General features: G+C 36.6%; 10 protein-coding genes. 4 read left to right on the top strand and 6 right to left on the bottom strand.

The genetic code is table 11. The annotated features are described in order from the left end of the window. Positions 1–75 precede the first annotated feature (75 nt). Genes dndB through dndE form a run of 4 tightly spaced genes read left to right on the top strand, consistent with a single transcriptional unit; the run spans position 76 to position 5,331 of the window. Complete coding sequence (gene dndB / locus AC3CH4_RS07165) at positions 76–1,155, top strand: DNA sulfur modification protein DndB (RefSeq protein WP_017104390.1); 1,080 nt, start codon at positions 76–78, stop codon at positions 1,153–1,155. Continuing rightward, positions 1,152–2,957: a DNA phosphorothioation system sulfurtransferase DndC gene (locus AC3CH4_RS07160; RefSeq protein WP_488543551.1), complete on the top strand. Its 1,806-nt coding sequence runs from the start codon at positions 1,152–1,154 to the stop codon at positions 2,955–2,957. Before dndB ends, AC3CH4_RS07160 begins: the two co-directional genes overlap by 4 nt. An 8-nt stretch (positions 2,958–2,965) precedes the next feature. Further along, positions 2,966–4,984: a DNA sulfur modification protein DndD gene (gene dndD, locus AC3CH4_RS07155; protein WP_488543550.1), complete on the top strand. Its 2,019-nt coding sequence runs from the start codon at positions 2,966–2,968 to the stop codon at positions 4,982–4,984. Further along, the gene (dndE, locus tag AC3CH4_RS07150; protein ID WP_123422797.1) at positions 4,984–5,331 is read left to right on the top strand and encodes a DNA sulfur modification protein DndE; all 348 of its coding nucleotides are present in this window, start codon (positions 4,984–4,986) and stop codon (positions 5,329–5,331) included. The genes dndD and dndE overlap by 1 nt, the downstream gene beginning before the upstream one ends. Positions 5,332–5,512: 181 nt before the next feature. Here dndE and dptH read toward each other — a convergent pair whose 3' ends face one another. From dptH to AC3CH4_RS07120, 6 genes are all read right to left on the bottom strand, one after another. Next, positions 5,513–12,814, bottom strand: a complete 7,302-nt coding sequence (dptH, locus tag AC3CH4_RS07145; protein ID WP_488543549.1) for a DNA phosphorothioation-dependent restriction protein DptH — start codon at positions 12,812–12,814, stop codon at positions 5,513–5,515. Then, entirely contained in the window at positions 12,795–14,117 is a 1,323-nt protein-coding gene (gene dptG / locus AC3CH4_RS07140; RefSeq protein WP_132940238.1) for a DNA phosphorothioation-dependent restriction protein DptG, read from the bottom strand. The genes dptH and dptG overlap by 20 nt, the downstream gene beginning before the upstream one ends. A 1-nt stretch (position 14,118) precedes the next feature. Then, positions 14,119–15,726 carry a DNA phosphorothioation-dependent restriction protein DptF gene (dptF, locus tag AC3CH4_RS07135; protein WP_488543548.1) on the bottom strand — a complete coding sequence of 536 codons (1,608 nt, stop codon included), beginning with the start codon at positions 15,724–15,726 and terminating at the stop codon, positions 14,119–14,121. A gap of 102 nt (positions 15,727–15,828) precedes the next feature. Further along, the gene (gene dptF, locus AC3CH4_RS07130) at positions 15,829–16,458 is read right to left on the bottom strand and encodes a DNA phosphorothioation-dependent restriction protein DptF (RefSeq protein WP_488543547.1); all 630 of its coding nucleotides are present in this window, start codon (positions 16,456–16,458) and stop codon (positions 15,829–15,831) included. 349 nt (positions 16,459–16,807) lie between these two features. Then, positions 16,808–17,248 carry an RNase H family protein gene (locus AC3CH4_RS07125; RefSeq protein ID WP_488543546.1) on the bottom strand — a complete coding sequence of 147 codons (441 nt, stop codon included), beginning with the start codon at positions 17,246–17,248 and terminating at the stop codon, positions 16,808–16,810. A gap of 75 nt (positions 17,249–17,323) precedes the next feature. After that, positions 17,324–17,509 carry an AlpA family transcriptional regulator gene (locus AC3CH4_RS07120; protein WP_065112419.1) on the bottom strand — a complete coding sequence of 62 codons (186 nt, stop codon included), beginning with the start codon at positions 17,507–17,509 and terminating at the stop codon, positions 17,324–17,326. Positions 17,510–17,608: the final 99 nt, after the last annotated feature.

Genomic DNA, 17,608 nt, shown 5'->3' with positions numbered 1-17,608 from the left:
AAACTTTAGTTTGTCAAAAAATAACATACCGACTAATATGTATGTCATATTGAAATGACATACATAGAGGCTAATATGCTAAATCAGGATTCAGGCTACTGTTACTCTTTCCCTGCCGTCAGAGGTATTCAAGCAGGACGCCCCTTCTATATTGCGACTTGCCCTCTTAGAATTATCCCTAAAATTTTCAGCTACAACGAAGATGACGTTCCACCAGAGCTGAGAGCTCAAAGAACCCTAAATAAAACTCGTATTCCTGAGATGGTCAAATACTTGTTAGACAATCCCAAAGAATACGTCTTCTCCGCTTTGACCGCATCGGTAGGTGTTGATATATCGTTCGATGATCATGATGGAGCACCAAATCTAGGAACACTTAAGATCCCTATGGATGCTCAAATTTTGATTAATGATGGGCAACACCGACGCAAAGCGATTGAAGAAGCACTTCGAGAAAACCCTGATTTAGGCCAAGACAATATCCCTGTTTTGTTTTTCATTGATGAAGGTTTGGGCCGCAGCCAACAAATGTTCGCGGACTTAAATAAATATGCGGTTAAACCAAGCCCATCGTTGGGCACGTTGTACGATCATCGTGATGAAAGTTCAGAACTAGCAAGGGAATTGGCAAAAAATATAAAGCCATTTGTTGGTCTAACCGAAATGGAAAAATCCAACATCAGTCCTAAGTCGAATAAGCTTTTTACCTTAAGTAGCATTAAGCAATCGACTAGAGCACTTTTAAGCAAAGGACCAAAAGACGGCTTTACCGAAGAAGAAAAAAAATTAGCTGCGGAATTTTGGGAAGAAGTGACACGGTACATCAAAGATTGGCAACTAGTTATCGATAAAGAAATTTCACCAGCACAACTTCGTCAAGAGTACTTGCATGCACACGGTGTTGGTTTACATGCAATTGGCGTATTAGGAAAACACCTTCTGTGCCAAGAGCCTAAAGATTGGAAAAAGAAATTACAAAAACTAGCTGACGTAGACTGGCTAAAGACCAATCCTGAATGGATAAAACGCAGTATGAACCATGGCAAACTGAGTAAGTCGACAATGAATATTCAGCTAACTGCCAACGCACTAAAAATTGAACTTGGGTTACCACTGACCCCAGAAGAAAAAGCTCTAGAGAAGCAGTTATCATGATACACGAGCTACAATTGGCGGAAGATCTCGCCGAAGAATATCAAGAATTTATCAACACTGAAGATTTCGCAAACAATAAACTCAGTCACTATATTGCTGACGTACAACGTGTTTATTGTGCAGATAAAAGACCGTGGGTGATTGGTTACAGCGGAGGTAAAGACTCATCTGCAATAATGACCTTGATCTATATAGCACTACTTGGCCTTAAAGAGGAAGAACGCTCAAAACCTGTTTTTGTTGTGACCTCCGATACGCTTGTCGAAACCCCTGTGGTTGTTAATCATATTAACAATTCTTTAGACTCTATTAGCAAAGGGGCCAAGCGAGATAACCTGCCGATCACTTGTCACAAAGTTGTCCCTGAAGATTCTCAAACCTTTTGGTCTAGTCTATTAGGCAAAGGTTACCCTGCACCCACACGTTCTTTCCGCTGGTGTACAGAGCGAATGAAAATAAACCCTGTCAGTGAGTTCATCAAATCTAAAGTATCTCAGTTTGATGAAGTTATTGTGGTTTTAGGTTCGCGTAGTGATGAAAGTGCTTCTCGTGCTCAAGTAATTGCAAAGCATAAAATTGACGGCTCTCGTCTGGCCCGCCATACAACTCTTTCCAATGCGTTTATCTTCACACCCATCGATACTTGGGGTGTTGATGACGTTTGGAAAATATTAAGACTCTGCCATCTAACAACCGAAAAAACACCTTATGGCATCAAAAACATCTGGAGCAATCGGTACGATCTTGAGTGGGAAAACCCTTGGGGAGGGAAAAACTTAGTTCTTTGGAATCTTTATAAAGACTCTTCAGGCCAGGGGGAATGCCCAATGGTTATTGACGAAACCACCCCGTCTTGTGGTAATTCTCGTTTTGGATGCTGGACATGTACCGTGGTAACTAAAGACCGCGCTATGGAAAGTTTGATTCAAAACGGTGAATCTTGGATGTCACCTTTATTAGAATTCAGAGATATGCTCGCTGAAACGGGGATTCCAAAAAATAAGGATGAATACCGAAACTTTAAGCGTCGTACCGGGAAAGTGACAAACCAAGCATCATACAAAGGTAACGAGCTAAAAACTCTTGAGGATGTAAAAAGTAGCATTACTCTTGTCGAAGGCCAACACCTTGAAATTTCTGATGATGGAACCCAGGTTCGACTGTATCAAGACGGTCACTTGCTTGAGCACTACTCCTATCAGTTAGTTAAAAGCACCCCTGCACACCCGAACCCTACAGAGCTTGCTTGGCATTTAATCCGATTTATTCCCGGCCCTTACTGGCTAAAATATCGTCGCCAATGGTTGCGTGAATTGTTGGAACTCGATAAGAAATACAAATCTGAAGGTCGTGAAATTGAGCTTATAACAGTTCCAGAGTTACATGCTATTCGCCAAGAATGGATCCACGATCCAAACGAGCCTGACTGGGATGACTCCCTACCGACTATTTTCAATGAGGTTTACGGCTACGATCTGGATTGGGTTTATGACGACAATGCAAGTTTTGGTAAAGATGATGCCTTAATTATCAACGAGCTCAGTGAAGATTTCGATATTGCACCTGAAATGATAATGAAGCTAATTGAGCTTGAAGTCTCAATGGAAGGTCTAAGTCGACGTAGCGGAATCAACAATAAGATTGCTTCACTACTGAAACAAGACTGGGGAAGCCTTGAAGAGATCAAACAAAAGCATGCCTCACTACAAAGCAAGGCAGAGTTTGATATTCACCAGCAAGAAATTGACCGTTACAATCAACAATTGATTGATATCGATAAGCAGCTACTAAAAGAGTTTTAATTAAAGTCATGCTGATTACTAAATTAACGTTAAACAACTTCAGAGTATTTCGTGGATACCACGAAATAGATTTACGTCCGGCGCCTGCTCGTCTTAGTTTAAACGGCGCTATTGAAGGCACCGAACGCCCGATCATTTTATTCGGTGGCTTAAACGGTGCAGGTAAAACATCAATTCTTACTGCCGTTCGTTTGGCTCTTTTTGGTCGTCAATCATTTGGCCAATTGATGTCGAATGGCGAGTATATTGAAGCTTTAGGTGATTTGATCCATAAGGGTGTTGGGCACGGTGGTGTTCAAGACAATGCATCTATTGAACTTGAATTTAAATACAGCCAAAACGGTGAAGAAAACACATACAAAGTTATTCGTGGTTGGAAAAAAGACAAGAAGGACAATTTGTGCCTCGAAAAAGATGGCCTTCCCATTCCCGAGCTCAATTACGAACAATGCCAAGGTTTCTTAAACGAATTAATCCCAACTGGAATAGCTGATCTTTTCTTCTTTGATGGTGAAAAAATCGCTGATTTGGCTGAAGATGAATCAGGGAAGGTTTTAAAGACTGCAGTTCGTCGCCTATTAGGGCTAGATGTTATTGGGAAGCTTAAGAGTGATTTAGGTATTTACCTAAAGAAACAAGGCTCCTCGACGCTTACTCAATCAATCCGCGAAGAAATGGATTCGCTCGATACCAAGCGTATCGAACATGAGCGTAATTCAGAAAAGCTACGTGGAGAAGCGGATATTATTGACGCTCAAATAGAGCTCACATCAAATGACATTCTCAACTTAGAGAACAAACTTTCACAAAGTGGTGGCGCATGGGCGAAAACCCGTGAAGCCGAAACACTAAAAGTTGATGAGTTATTAAAAGAGAAAGTCGAATTAGAAAAACAGATCCGTATGGAAATGGAAACTAGCTTACCGTTTTCACTTGCTCCAAATACAATGTTTTCATTACTTGAGAAGATCAAGCAAGAGCAGAGCATCAAGCAAAAACAAAACTTTGGCCAAGAGTTAGACTCATTCCTTGAGACACTACGAGCTAAGCTATCCTTCAACTTAAGTGATTCAGCCCCAGCAGCAATGGAAGCCATCACTGATAGTCTTGCGGACCACTTAGGTGATGTTTCACAGCAAGATCTATTACTTGATATATCAGACCGTCAATCGGCGACTATAGACTACCAAGTAAACCAGCAATCTTCGGACTCATTCAACCGATTTAACGAAGCTAGAACTCGCTTAAAATTAGTTGAAGATGAAATAGATAATGCGTCTAACAATATTGCACGCGCACCAGAGCAAGAGCAGGTCCAAGGCTTATTTTCTGACGTACGTGAGCTTGATAAGAAGAAAGAAAAACTGATTATTAAGTATCATGACTTGTTAGAAAAAGCGAAACGTGAACTTCGCTTAGCACTTGAAACAGCAAAACAAATTCAAAAACTTCATGACAAAAATAAAGATCAGGCTAGTAAAGATAGCAGCGTCGCTAATGCCCAAAATGCAATGCTACTTCTAGACAAGTTTTCAGAGCAGCTAACTAAGGCTCGCGTAAAACAACTTGAATCCGAATTTGTGGCTTCATATAAAAATCTTGCCCGAAAAGAAGATTTAAAAATTTCAGCAACGATTAATCCAGCAACATTTGATGTTGAGTTAATCGACGAGCACGGCATTAAGATCAATCGCAAGGCGATGTCAGCTGGTGAAAAACAAATTTACGCGATTTCAATCCTTGAAGCGCTAGGTAAGACATCAGGTCGCAAATTACCAATTATTATAGATACTCCACTTGGACGATTGGATTCGCACCACAGAGATAAGCTAGTAGAAAACTACTTCCCTACAGCAAGTCACCAAGTGGTTATATTGTCGACTGATACGGAGATTGATAAGAACTATACCAGTATGATACAAGATGATATCGCGCGTACTTACGAAATCTGCTTTGATGGTGCAACCAAGTCTTCATCACTGAAACAAGGTTACTTCTGGAAAGAGCCAACCAAGGAGGCTGTATAATGCTACCTAACCGCATGAACTTGACTCGCACTACAGAAGAACAGCTGAAGAAGCTAAAAGGCTATACAGGGGTTACTCCAAACGTATCGGCCCGTATTGCTTTTTTCCGCTCTGTGGAGAGTGATTTTAGATACAACCTCATAGAAGCAAAACTCGATGGCTCATTAGTATTGGATAAGTTTACATGGCTAGGTGAAACCAGTGATGTGACTGAGTTAGTTTTAAAGATGCACTACCCTGAATTGGATACGAAGCAATACCAGCAAGCTTGGGCTGCTCATGTGGAAGATGGTATTGCATCCTTAAGAAATCATAAAAGTATCTTAAAATTGGTACAAAGCTTATAAGTTATTTTATAGCCTCATATGTTAATGAGGCTATTAACATACTTGTTCAAAAATATTCTCACGCTACAAATCGATTATGAACTACAAGATGGAAATTAAAATCAGAACCAAATTAATCTGACAGTCACCACTTAATAGTGAGAGGTGACTGCCAAGTTAGCTTCGAGCTACTACTCAGTTATTATAACCTAGAGTTTAAATCGGCTACTTTCACAACCTTAGCTCCCTGCTCTATCACCCCGTACTCATTTTTATGTAATCCAACTGAAATACATTCCCCTTTTTTCAGATTTCCAAGCTCTTGTAGCCACGCCTTTTTACTTGAACCAGGAACAGCTTGCTCTAATAAATTTGCATAGCTTTTGATTTCCGTTTCTGCGGGAGCAAAAAAAAGTTTATGGGCTGCTTGGAATAAACGGTCCTGTTGATCAGATTTAAGATTGCTTAGCGTTTGGGTCGCAAGGATCAAGGATAGTCCATACTTTCTTCCCTCCGTTAGCATCTTACCAAGTGGACTATCGAGCTTTTGATCCAAGTTTTGTACTTCATCTAATACAACAGGTAGCGGACTATTCTTGTTACCATTTGCGCAGGCATAGGAATATAGATCCCAAAGGATGAACTCCGTTGCTATTCTCCAGATATCTCTAGATAACGTGGCAAGCTGTATTAGCCTCGATGTTGCAGGATAAGCCTCATATACACCTTGCCAACCATCACTTGCATGATTACATGAAAATATACTTGATTTAACCATAGGGGCTAGTTTGTTCGCTAATGCTTCACCATGCTTCCCTTCATCGAATAGATCTTTTAGCATTTGGTCAAAATGATACTCAGTCCCATAAAGCTGAATACCTTCTTCAATAGTACGAATCAAAGTAGGCAGTTGTTGGTCACCAATGCTTGAGTAGACAGAGTTAAATACTGATGCAACTCTTGCTGCAACATCGTGCGGCTTATCAGTTAGCTTGATACCAGCAACTTTCTGAGCTTGTTTTTTAAATGGGTTTAAATCAAGTGGCTGATAGGCCACTAAATCTGTCTGTGGTTTTACAAAATTGATAAACTCTGGCTCTAGTTGTTCCGGTAAGAAGCCATTAGTGTAATCAACCACCATTGAGTTCATTTGCAGCTTTGCCATTTCCAATAGTAAACCTTGAATACAATATGTTTTACCCTGACCTGATCGACCAAAAACAATTAGATGTCGATTAGCGAGCTCTTTATTGCCATACTCCCAGTAGACATCTTCAAGTGAGCTAACAGATCTCCCGATAAGTACCCTAGAATTTTCAAGTGAGAGCACATTCGTTTTGGCAGGAGGATTAACAGGTTCTAACTGTCCCTGCTTTGATGGGCTACCACTTACTTCTTTACCTAACGACTCAACAGGTTCACTCACTAAAATGGGGGCTTGATCTTCGTTAAATTCTTTCTTTTGAATATTACTTGAAGACTTAGAACTACTAAGTTCAGACAACGCACTTAAGCGATGCAATGTTCTGCGAATAACATTATCGTTAGCACAAACATAGTCTTTTACATACTCAACAGCAGATACCATATTGGACGTATAAGCTAACGCCTCTCGACAATAATCCGCAAGTCCGGAAACATTGAGAGGCTGTTTTGAAAGCAGGTTTTGTACAAAATAGTAGTCCGCACCATATTGACTTGCATTAGCTTTAAGCAGCGAAAGATAGAAATACTTATTATATTCAAGATTCAAATTTCGGTTTAAGTAAGTCTGAATTTTCTCGCCTTCAATTACACGAGTCTCATTCCCTATAAATGTAATTGCTTTTCTAACGACTTTCTCCACATCCACGCCGAAAAATGCATTATCAATATGCGCGTAATGGGTTTCATCTATACGGACTATGTCACCATCAGATAACAGCTTATCTAAATAGAAGGAAGCATGACCTAGTGACTGACTTCTGATTTTAGATGCTACATCCTTTTTAGATAAAGGCTTCAATGACGCTTTAAATAAGTCAACTAAAACTGTTTTTTGAGAGGCTAAACTAAACTCACTATCAAGGCTGACAGTATCAGCTCCTGATTTACCATTAAAATAGATACCAAAAGGTTCTCCAAAAGCTCTAACAATATGCCTAACCGTAAAGTATTCATGTGAAAACCCTACTGGTTTAAATATATCAGCATAAAGGTTAACAGAGCTTCTTCCTGAGTGCTTATGTTCACTTAATTTAGAGTAAACCTTATTTAAAATTTGTTGTTTATCTTCTTCGCAAATACTGAGATAAGCCAAATGACGATATGTGCCGCGAGCACATTGATATAAATACTCTTTATCCGCTCCGTACCCTAAGCTAGGCTCTGCTCGGTCTGTAAAAAAATCACCTAGAGTAATTTTTTTTGAATTTGCATGGTTTTGAATATTCTGCCATGTATCACCATTTGGAAAGTCCAATAATGCGTTAGTTATTCCTGGTACTTTTGATAATGCAAGCGGCTTAATTTCTTCTTCATTTCTTTCAAGAAGACCTTCTTGAATCCAAATAGAAATTTGGTTTTCCGCTACAGCTAGCTCGATATTCATGTTTTCATGTAAGTACCAAGATAAATCTTCAATATTGGTAGGTGATTTATTCCAGGCCCAAAAATCTTCAAAAGCAGTTTTATTCAGGTTAGGAGATGTAACTTTCGTGATTTCATTTTCTTTAAGGGCACAGCACACCTCTAAGAACGAATAAAAATTCTTATTTGTATTGAAGTAGTCTCGTAGCGAAGGAAATAAAGGATCTCTTAACTCACTAAGATTAGTTTTGGTAATTGCCCATATAACTTTAGGTGAGACACTTAATTTGGCGATAAAATTCTTTTTAGCTTTTGATTCAATTTGCCTAATTCGTTCTCTCGTGAGGGCATAACTTTTACCAATTTCCTCAAGTGTCTCACTTTTACAATTAACGCCTAAACGTCTTGATAATATATCATTCGCACGAGTTTCTTCTTGCAAGAAAAAACTCTTAAGATCACTAATTAGAAAAAACTCAAGTTCATCTAATGGGAGGTCAAAATCAACTAATTGTTTCGGCTTATCATCTTGGTGGTTTATTGAAAATGCATTTTTCTTCAATTGGTCAGTAAACTCAAAAAACTTCTTAACTTTACCTTTTCCAAAGCCATTTATGTTTTCCAAGGATAGGATTGTAATATCATTTAGCTGATTTACAGTTAAGTCAGCACCAAACTCTCTCAACAAAGTGTTAACCAATGCTCTATACTCAGCCGTAACGTTGATTGTGCTCAGTTTAGCTGAATCATCGTTTATTGAAAGTTGCTCTTTGTTATCTGTTTTATTTATAGGCTCGGAAGTTATATTTTCAAGCGCTTCTTTTAAGCGGTAAAAAGATAATAATTCAGAAGTTCCAAAGCTATTAATATGTTTTAAATCGCCTTCGGTTAATGATAAAACATCTTTAGTCTCAATATCTCTACCATAAAACCGGAGCAAATTCTCAACAATGCTTATGAAATCATTAGAATACTCAAATTTTGCAACATTAACTATTTTCTCTTCAGTTTCTATATTACTTTGAACCGAAATCTCTTTGTTATCATTAGCTGAAGATACGCTATTGGTGGTTACGCTTTCATCTTCGGTTTCTGGCTCTTGATTAATAAATGTTGTGAGTTCCCCTTTAAGCAAACTCAGTTTACTGATTTCAGGGTAATCAGAGTGATTTTGATATTTTTTAGATAGATTCTCTATAGAGTTTTCATGGATCATTTTGACAAACTCTTGAGGTAAGCGAATCTTTAAAACATTAACCTCTGCATCTAGTTCACTCTCAATTCTGGACCTTTCCATACCTTCATTGACGGCTAAAGCGATACCTTCTGGATAATTAGAAAGATCACAAATATCGTAATCACCTTGTAATAAGCTATAGGGGTTGTTGCGTATACCTGTAAAGTAACTCTCTGGGAAAACACTATATAATTCAAACTTGTCTATTTGAGTTAATACTTGCTGAATAAATAACGAGCGATACACTTTTCCTTTGAATGTTTTAGGCTCCAGTAAACGTTTCATATGATCAGATAGTGCTTTTGCCTGCTTTACTGCCTTAGTAAAGTCAGTACCTTTTTTTCTTGTTTTAACCTCTAGAGGTAGTAATACAAGTTGGTCATTTTTAATACCTACAAACAATATATCGTCTGATAGTGCGCCTTTGGTCTTATTATGTAGTCGAGCAGCAAAATCATTATCTTTGATCTCAAGGCCTAGATTACCTGTAACTCTTAACATTTCACCAACAGACAAAGGTATCCAAGTAATATCACTAGTTACAAGTAAACTAGATAAGAACTTATAGGCTGCTACAATCCCTTGCTTTTCTTTAATTTGTTTTTTTGTATTTTCTGTTTTCTTCTTACCTGATTCTTTAACAATACTTAAAAGCCACTGCCCATTTAATGCATTGAAAGAACTAATTAATTCATCAGATTGGCTTTGTAATAAGTCTTTGTATAGACCAACACGAGATGAGACAGTAATAGCATCGTAAGCGACTGAGTTAGTATATTGGTCAGCATAGTGAATTAATATTGTATCTTTTGTGTCAAAAAACTCTAAGGTTACTTTAGGGTCGATGATACAAGTCCATAAACTCGAATCATATGACTGAGATAGTTTGTCTCTAAAAGTATCTTTCACCGCAAGTACAGGCACATTCCCCTTGATGTATTTAGCTGACTTGTCTCGAGATGCGAAAAGTAATTGATTATATAAAGAGGCTATACTGACAGATAGATTTTCAGATTGAACATTCTTAAGACCGAAACCTGTATAGAAAACTTCATTTTCTAAGTAAGAAGCTTCGCCAGATAATACGCCATTACATACTATACCTGATTTACCTTCATTTACATTATTAGATCTCAGCGAAACTTCTTCATTATTCTTAAAGAAGCTCAAATGAGCATAATCATACTCACTAAAATCCCTCACCTTATTAACAGTAACATTCTTTCTCATTTTAAATATTAAATCATCAAGAATGGCTTCTTTGTCAGAGTTATTTAATCGAACTAGTTCTCGTAGTTCTTCAATTTTCCTTGTTTCAGAAAACTCTTCAAATGCGGTCAGGTAATACAGCTCGTCATATATGTTAATTTGTATCTTTTTAGCCTTACCTTTTGCTTTTTTATAGTAATTTAAAATACCTTTAAAAACATGAATGTTTTTTTGATTATTAATAGAGTTAATAATCAAAGGTGCATCATCACTTTGCTGAAACAACATATCGAAACAAGTTATAAAATCTTGAATCTTTTCCTGTACCAAAGATGATACATAGTTATTCCCTGAATCTTTTTGTGGCACAGTTTCTAGCCAAAGCTTGTTATTTGATAATGATTGTGTCCTAACAAACCCTTCGCTTTCGTCAAAGAGTATAGGAAGTAATCCAGCAGCATTAAATTTATTTACTGTCGTCTGCGGAATCCGATTAAATGAACTTACACTATCTGTATATCTTAATTTGGCGAACTCTAAAGCATATGACATACACACAGGATGAAAAGGGCTAAAAAACTCATCATCACCTTTTTTAATCATACCTATTTTTAACAAGTTTCGACTTTTTAGACTCAATGCTTCTTGAGGAACACTATCTAATTCAACTTTAATAGTATGTAGCGTACTTTCGATTAGGTTTAGTAATTCTAGAGGCCAATTTGTTATAGATAACAACGTCTCATTTTTATCCAACCAATGAAATAATGATCTATATGATTGAGCAACCTCAGGAAAGTCTGCTTCTATATCACTTAAATATAAAGTGTTAGAGGCAGTATCGTCAAAATATAATATACCTTCGCTAATAATTTTATACTCATCAACACACAACTCCTTTGCTTTTACCGAAAGCTCTTTTTCTCTTCCGCTAATAATAACTCTTGAGTTAGAAGGCTTATATTTAGGAATCCTGTCATTATCAAAGATATCTGTACTTCGCTGTAAGTCAAACAAACTTGGAAGCTTCACGCTTTCAATAACCTTTGTACCTGTAATGGTGAGCGGTAAACGATGTTCATTTAAAACTAACTCAAAATCACCTAACAAATCTTCTTCATCATTGTTCTGGCTAAAATCGATTTCCTTAATATCTTTACAATCTATTTCACGCTCAGAACCTGTAAACGTATGAACATACAAACCCTCAGGATTTAGAGAAATTTTATCTTGAATATTCCCCAAAATAACTTTGCCCTTATTCCTTTTTATCTCAACTTCTAGTTTTTCAAAAAAATTATGTAAATAGAAAGAATCCTTTTCTACAAAACAGCAACTAAATTGAAAACATTCTCTTTGCGAAGGTCTTTTTAACTTTAACTGAAAAAATAATGGATTACCGTCAAATGGCAGTTTTACATTGAGTGTTGAGTGCTGATCATGATTAGAGGTTGATATCATGACTTGGTTCTTTTTTAAGTCACCATAAGGGGTGATTTGGTCAGGTTTAAGTAATGGTTCTCCCCTTGTCATTCTTATCTTTAATTCAATGACATTAGAAGTGACTTCCCCAATTAAAGAAACATATTTTTTTGAAGTTCCAGTTTTCCAGTCTTCCAGCTTTTGTCCGTTTATTTCTATATCAACAAGATCTAAGTTTCTATCTTTATTCCGCTCAATTTCCGCTTCTATTTCAGAAAAAGTTTCATCTTTTATGTTGCCCTTAATAACTTTTTCTCTAATGTAACGTTCACTGAGTCCTTCTTCTTCGAGTTGTCTTTGAAGCTCTACGGGTTCGTCACCAAAATCATGGACTCTAGAATTTATAACTTGAGATAGGCGTGCATTCCTATCTAACTCTTTCTTAAGTACCTTTTCATCATCTATCTCTGATAATCTCGGTTCCGAAAAAAGGCCGTGTTCTTTAAGGTCTATTTTATCTTTATGAATCGATTTATAAAGTGATTCATATCCAAATATACTTAGATTTTGCTCTTTTATTTTTTTCTCTTCACGAGCAACCAAGTAATTAAAAATCAATTCATCTTTAATACCCGAAGCATGTTCAACCAGCGCTTCATTGACATATTTAGGTGTGAAAACACTATGATTTACACTAACATCTGTAAATGTAGATGTTAGTGTTTCTAAGGAGCTATTATTAATTACAAATAGGACTGCATTTTCAATATCATTCAGCTCATCTCTAATACTGGCTATAAAGTCTTCATGATTAGAATTATTATCTTGCTCCCCTAGGTGATGCAACATAACAATAACCTTCTTACCATTTTCAATCTCGATATAGTTCAATAAAGATTTTCCAACAGGCAAAGATTTAAAATTTAAGCTTTTAAACCCATTATACAATTTAATCGATTGAGCAGGATCAGAGCTACTAAAGTGATATTTACTATTTAGTGAATTTGACTGTGCTATAAATTGACAAAACAACTTAGCTAAAAATTCTTCAAATGGTAGTTTTGACATAAACTGCATCTCCGCTGTCACTTAATTTTTCAATATTCCCTACGTTTTCGTAGAATTGTAATAATGCTTTTTTAGACTTTAAATCTAACCAAATACCGCGCTTTCTAAACCCTTCAATCACATCATCTATCAGAAGCTTTCTTTCTGGTGAGTCACTTATAACCAAGTTAGTTAGCAACAAAAGCATGTTTGAATTTAATACAAAGTACTTACCGGCAGCCTTTCTGTCAGTGATAAATTCTGCGGCAAATTTTTTCTCGAAAATTTCAACAACTTTCTTGTTAGCATCTTTTCTAGAAGTTCTATCAAATATCAGCTTTTGTAAAGTAAGCCCAGAGTTTATGGCCGATTGAGGGAGTTCTTCATCCTGGTATAATTCGTCAAATAACTTCGCTACGGAACAATTAAGTTCATTAACTTTGGATGTGAAATCATACTTAGTTAACTGCCAGCTTGGCTTCTTTGATAGTCGATTTAAATAGCCTAAATAAGGAAAAAGGTTAAAAGCGATACCACGAGTTTTGCTAAACAAAAAATCATAACCATATTGGTTACATTCATGCCTTTCTTTACTTGCTCTTTCTGTTTCTAAAATAAAATAGAGAGGCCTTGCCTGAGGTGTTTTATATCGATTATCTGGGATACAAACCTGGTTAGTAAGCTGCGTAAGGTAAAGGAAAGTATAAAGGCTAATAAAGCTTTCTAATTCAGCCAGAAAATAACTTGGGCTTCTTGTCAGTGCTTTTATGTCTTTCGAAAATACTTCTGCCAAAAAGGGTAAATAAGTCAATCGATTTTCACCGAAGGCCTTGGCTTGGCAAAGGTCTTCTATCTTCTCTATTAACAATGACTCTAGCGGATTATTTCCACAAGAAGCCATATGTTCAATTAAAGGCGATGTTACAAGACCCTGAACAATATTTATCATCGTTTTAGTTCTGGCAGATGGAGCTTCTTTTTTACCAACTAAGTACGCTAGTGGAGTGATATTACTTAGTGTATTTGAAGATAAATATAGCTCATCAAAAACCTCAACTAAATCTCTGGTATCTCGACTATTTCTAAATGAATCTAATACTTCATCTTTGAGCGTATTTCTGTCCCTACCTCCTAAAGATAGCTGATACAAATCTTCAATTAAAGATTGATATACAAGCTCCCAGTCTAACTTATGATCTTTCAGTGTTTGAGGGCCTATAGGTAAAAACTGATCAGCTACATTGCTATAAGCTGATAAGTTGTTTTTTTCGATAAGCTTGCCAATATCTGATATAGACGTTTCTATTGTAGTAAAATCTTCCATCTTAACGCTCCACCGTATACCTACGTCTATTCTTACTAACAGATATAACTTTATTATCACTGATTATTTTCATTGCATCTGTTTTTATTGTTTTATCTATAATATGAGAAATTAGCTCATCAAGCTTTGCTACGCCTTCCAAGCTTTGACGGTTAGGTCTAAAGCCATTTGATATGTATATAGCTTGAATCATTGTGTTTAGATCAATATTGAAAATATAAGGTGAGTCACCATTATTAATAATCAGCGGAATAGGAATGAAGTCTGTAGTAGTTAGCTTATGCTTTTCAATCCATTCAACATCAGCTTGGATATTCACTTTATTACAGATGGAGTAATCGTCTAAGTTTCTACTTACGATAAAACCATCCGCTTTTGAAGGCAATAGTCGATTAGCGTAATCTAATGAAGATTTCACAATTATTTCTTCAATAATATTCAAACAAACATCTTCATCTTCATCTGTGAGTTTTGTTTTTTTAAAGATATTAACTAAATTGAGATAGTTATTAAGAGAGCAGGCTAAATAAGAATTTCTAGATATTTCTGATAAAGATGAATCAAGACTTTCTTCCTCTAAAAGATAGGAAGCTCTGACAATACCTTCAGGTGACAAGCTAAAGTTCACTAAAGACAAAATAATTTCAATATCTTTTTGCACTTCAGCCGACAAAGTATGTGTCGTATATTCTAAGTAAAAGTTGTCTAGTGCTTTGCTTCGAATATGAATAGGGTCTACTTTAGCAAAACAGCGACTAAATTCATTATCAAACTTAGAAAAAACATTACCAATAATTCCATCTTTATTTTCAATGGTTAAGATTTGATAAATGAAATCTACAAATACTCTAGGAATAAGAAATTGCTCTTCCGTTAGCCTTGCCAATCCAAAGAGTTCAATTAATTTCTTTTGAAATGAGAGTAATGATAAAACCTCAAAGTTTTTTGCAACATATGAGCTAGATTTATTTTCTAACTGATAAATTCTATAAAAAGGATTTTCTCGTGTTTCTTCTGTGAGTTTTACTAAAAATTTTGATATGAAGTCAGAGGTTATCTTAGAAGATGAGAAATTCAATCTGGGATAACATTCGAAATCATAAAAGCTAACCAATCGAGCATCAAACCCCTTTACATGTCTATTTTTAAAATACTCTTCAAAAGACTCTTTTATATCACTATGCCTATCATTACCTTGTTTAATAAACTTTTGAAGCATACCAATATTTATGCCTATCGCTAAAGGCTTATTGCTCAGTTTAAACTCATCAAACTTTTCATCTAAACAATCGATTGCAGATTTATGTTGGCTGCTACTATGAGTAGCATCTAGGTGAAAGTCTATCTCGGAAGAAAACTCTCTATACAGCTGAGTTAGAATTTCAGACTTTCCATCTCCAGAACTTCCGCAAAGACATATAATTCTTTTTGGAATCGGATTATCGACTGCTGCTTGCAAAGCAATCTTAAAGTCATATTGTATCTCTGGTGTAATATATAAGTGATCTTTCAGATATTGCAATTCATCTACATTATTCTCTGTCCGTAAAGTTGAGACTGAGTATTTAGAAGATTTTGATAAAACTCCGAGAGCATCATGTAAATTCAAGTGGTACTCCAAAAATATTGATTTCAATGTTCCAATTATTTGTGTGTTTAAAGCCTGAAAGAAGATAAATTAAAATTTAGCCGCGTTTACGCCACTGATTAATCAATCTTTTTTAAAACGAGCTTTAAAAAGTAAATCAATGTTCAGATCTTTCTCGCCTTCACGAGCTAGTAGTTGATCTTTTGCAAACTTAGAAGTATGACCGTCAATTTCTAACGTAAATTTAGGATAGTCTTCAAAATCTAAAAAGATATGATTTTCTAAGGTCGGCTGTTTCTCTAAAAAAGCTTTGATTGATGATGTTACTTCGGTCACCGCGCCTTCTTCAGCATAGTTACCCAACATACCTGTATTGATGCCTACAACTAGCGGCTTCGGTGTAGTGTTAAACTCAGTAAACAATTCATCCAGCGTTTCAATAGCCGAATCACTCGGACGAAAACTATGGGTTGCATCGAGATGGAAGTCAGCTCTATTTTGATACTCTTTCTTATACTTTGTCAGTATTTCGGATTTGCCATCACCACTACTACCACACAAAAAAATGATTTTCTTATCGGTTGAGGATAGTCCTTTCAATTGCTTAACAAAGTCAGTCTCTATATCTGTTTGTACATAAAGATACTTTTTTACAGCATCTAAGTCAGTTGATATTGTTGCGTCTCGCTCTGTAGAGACTGCATATGGCGACGATTTTGACATCACACTAAGTGCGCTTCGTAAATCAATCAAGTTTTATAACCCCATGAAAATATTAGGTAGACAGAAGTACAGGTGATAACCAGGATAGCTTACGCTGTTACTTAGACTCAATACTGTATAACTAAGCATTCTACCTAATTTAGTGTGTACGTGTTCATATTCCGCTAATTTTTCCTGAAGAAATTCACATCTTTTATGTTTTTGCGAAGAAAGTGAGATATCAAGCTTTATCAGTATGTTGGCAAACATCGGGCTCTTCATAGCCAACACAACACGTTGAATTACTGCAATCTTATAATTGTGCTGGGGTAGGTCAACTTAAGCACTTCCTAACCCAGACTTCATATTCAACACCTTTTCACTCCGTGTGACCGAACACTCAAAGTGCTTCCCTTGCCATATCCCCCGCTCTCCCCATCGGATCAAAACCCCAGACCTTATGTACACGCCTTACTTCAACAAACTTACTCGCACGAAGCTTATCGATTCTCTTCCACAAATGACTATTCGCTACTGGTTTCTTATCTGATTTGCGCCACCCTTTTGCTTTCCAGTTATCTAACCATTCATTGAACCCTTTCACACAATACTCACTGTTAGAATATAAACAGTCTCCATCCTTGGCATAAGCCATCGCTTCTATTAAAGCAATAAGTTCTAACTCTGAACTATCCGTAGTCCCACCTATCGACCAATTACTTTCGTCAACTAGCTGCTCATCATAGTTATAAACACTGATACCAACCCCACCCTGTAGGTTTGATGCATTTCCTTTTGATGTTGCGATACCGATATAGATTGCACAGTTTTCTTCGTTCATAGTCTTGTTCCTCTGTTCAAGTTTTGGCCTACCATTTTGGTAAGGCCCTAATTTGTGTCTTAGCGTTAATTCAGTTTAATGACTTGCCCTTTGAGCCAAGCGCATTTCCATCCAGTTGTTCACCTCTTCTTCTACCCAAGCAACCGCCCTATCTCCCAAGCTGACCGATACAGGAAAATCACCCTCGTCCATTTTTCTGTATATCGCCGAGCGGCTTAATGCGGTTTTCTCAATCACTTCTTTTAGCTTTAAAAATCTCATGGGACGTTCTCCTATGCCTGTGGTCCTCATGGGATAAGGAGATAGTGTTAAAAAAAATGAGGCTTGCTAGGCTGACTCTGATTCAAACCTTTTTGAGGT

The sequence above is a fragment of the Vibrio sp. QJM3NY_26 genome (genome assembly GCF_057786005.1).
The sequence above is the reverse complement of the archived record's forward strand: the minus strand, read 5'-3'. Positions and strand labels throughout refer to the sequence as shown.

Coding starts and splice junctions, on each gene's coding strand:
- dndB (WP_017104390.1), top strand. CDS start 76: ATGCTAAATCAGGATTCAGGCTACTGTTACTCTTTCCCTGCCGTCAGA.
- AC3CH4_RS07160 (WP_488543551.1), top strand. CDS start 1,152: ATGATACACGAGCTACAATTGGCGGAAGATCTCGCCGAAGAATATCAA.
- dndD (WP_488543550.1), top strand. CDS start 2,966: ATGCTGATTACTAAATTAACGTTAAACAACTTCAGAGTATTTCGTGGA.
- dndE (WP_123422797.1), top strand. CDS start 4,984: ATGCTACCTAACCGCATGAACTTGACTCGCACTACAGAAGAACAGCTG.
- dptH (WP_488543549.1), bottom strand. CDS start 12,814: ATGTCAAAACTACCATTTGAAGAATTTTTAGCTAAGTTGTTTTGTCAA.
- dptG (WP_132940238.1), bottom strand. CDS start 14,117: ATGGAAGATTTTACTACAATAGAAACGTCTATATCAGATATTGGCAAG.
- AC3CH4_RS07125 (WP_488543546.1), bottom strand. CDS start 17,248: ATGAACGAAGAAAACTGTGCAATCTATATCGGTATCGCAACATCAAAA.
- AC3CH4_RS07120 (WP_065112419.1), bottom strand. CDS start 17,509: ATGAGATTTTTAAAGCTAAAAGAAGTGATTGAGAAAACCGCATTAAGC.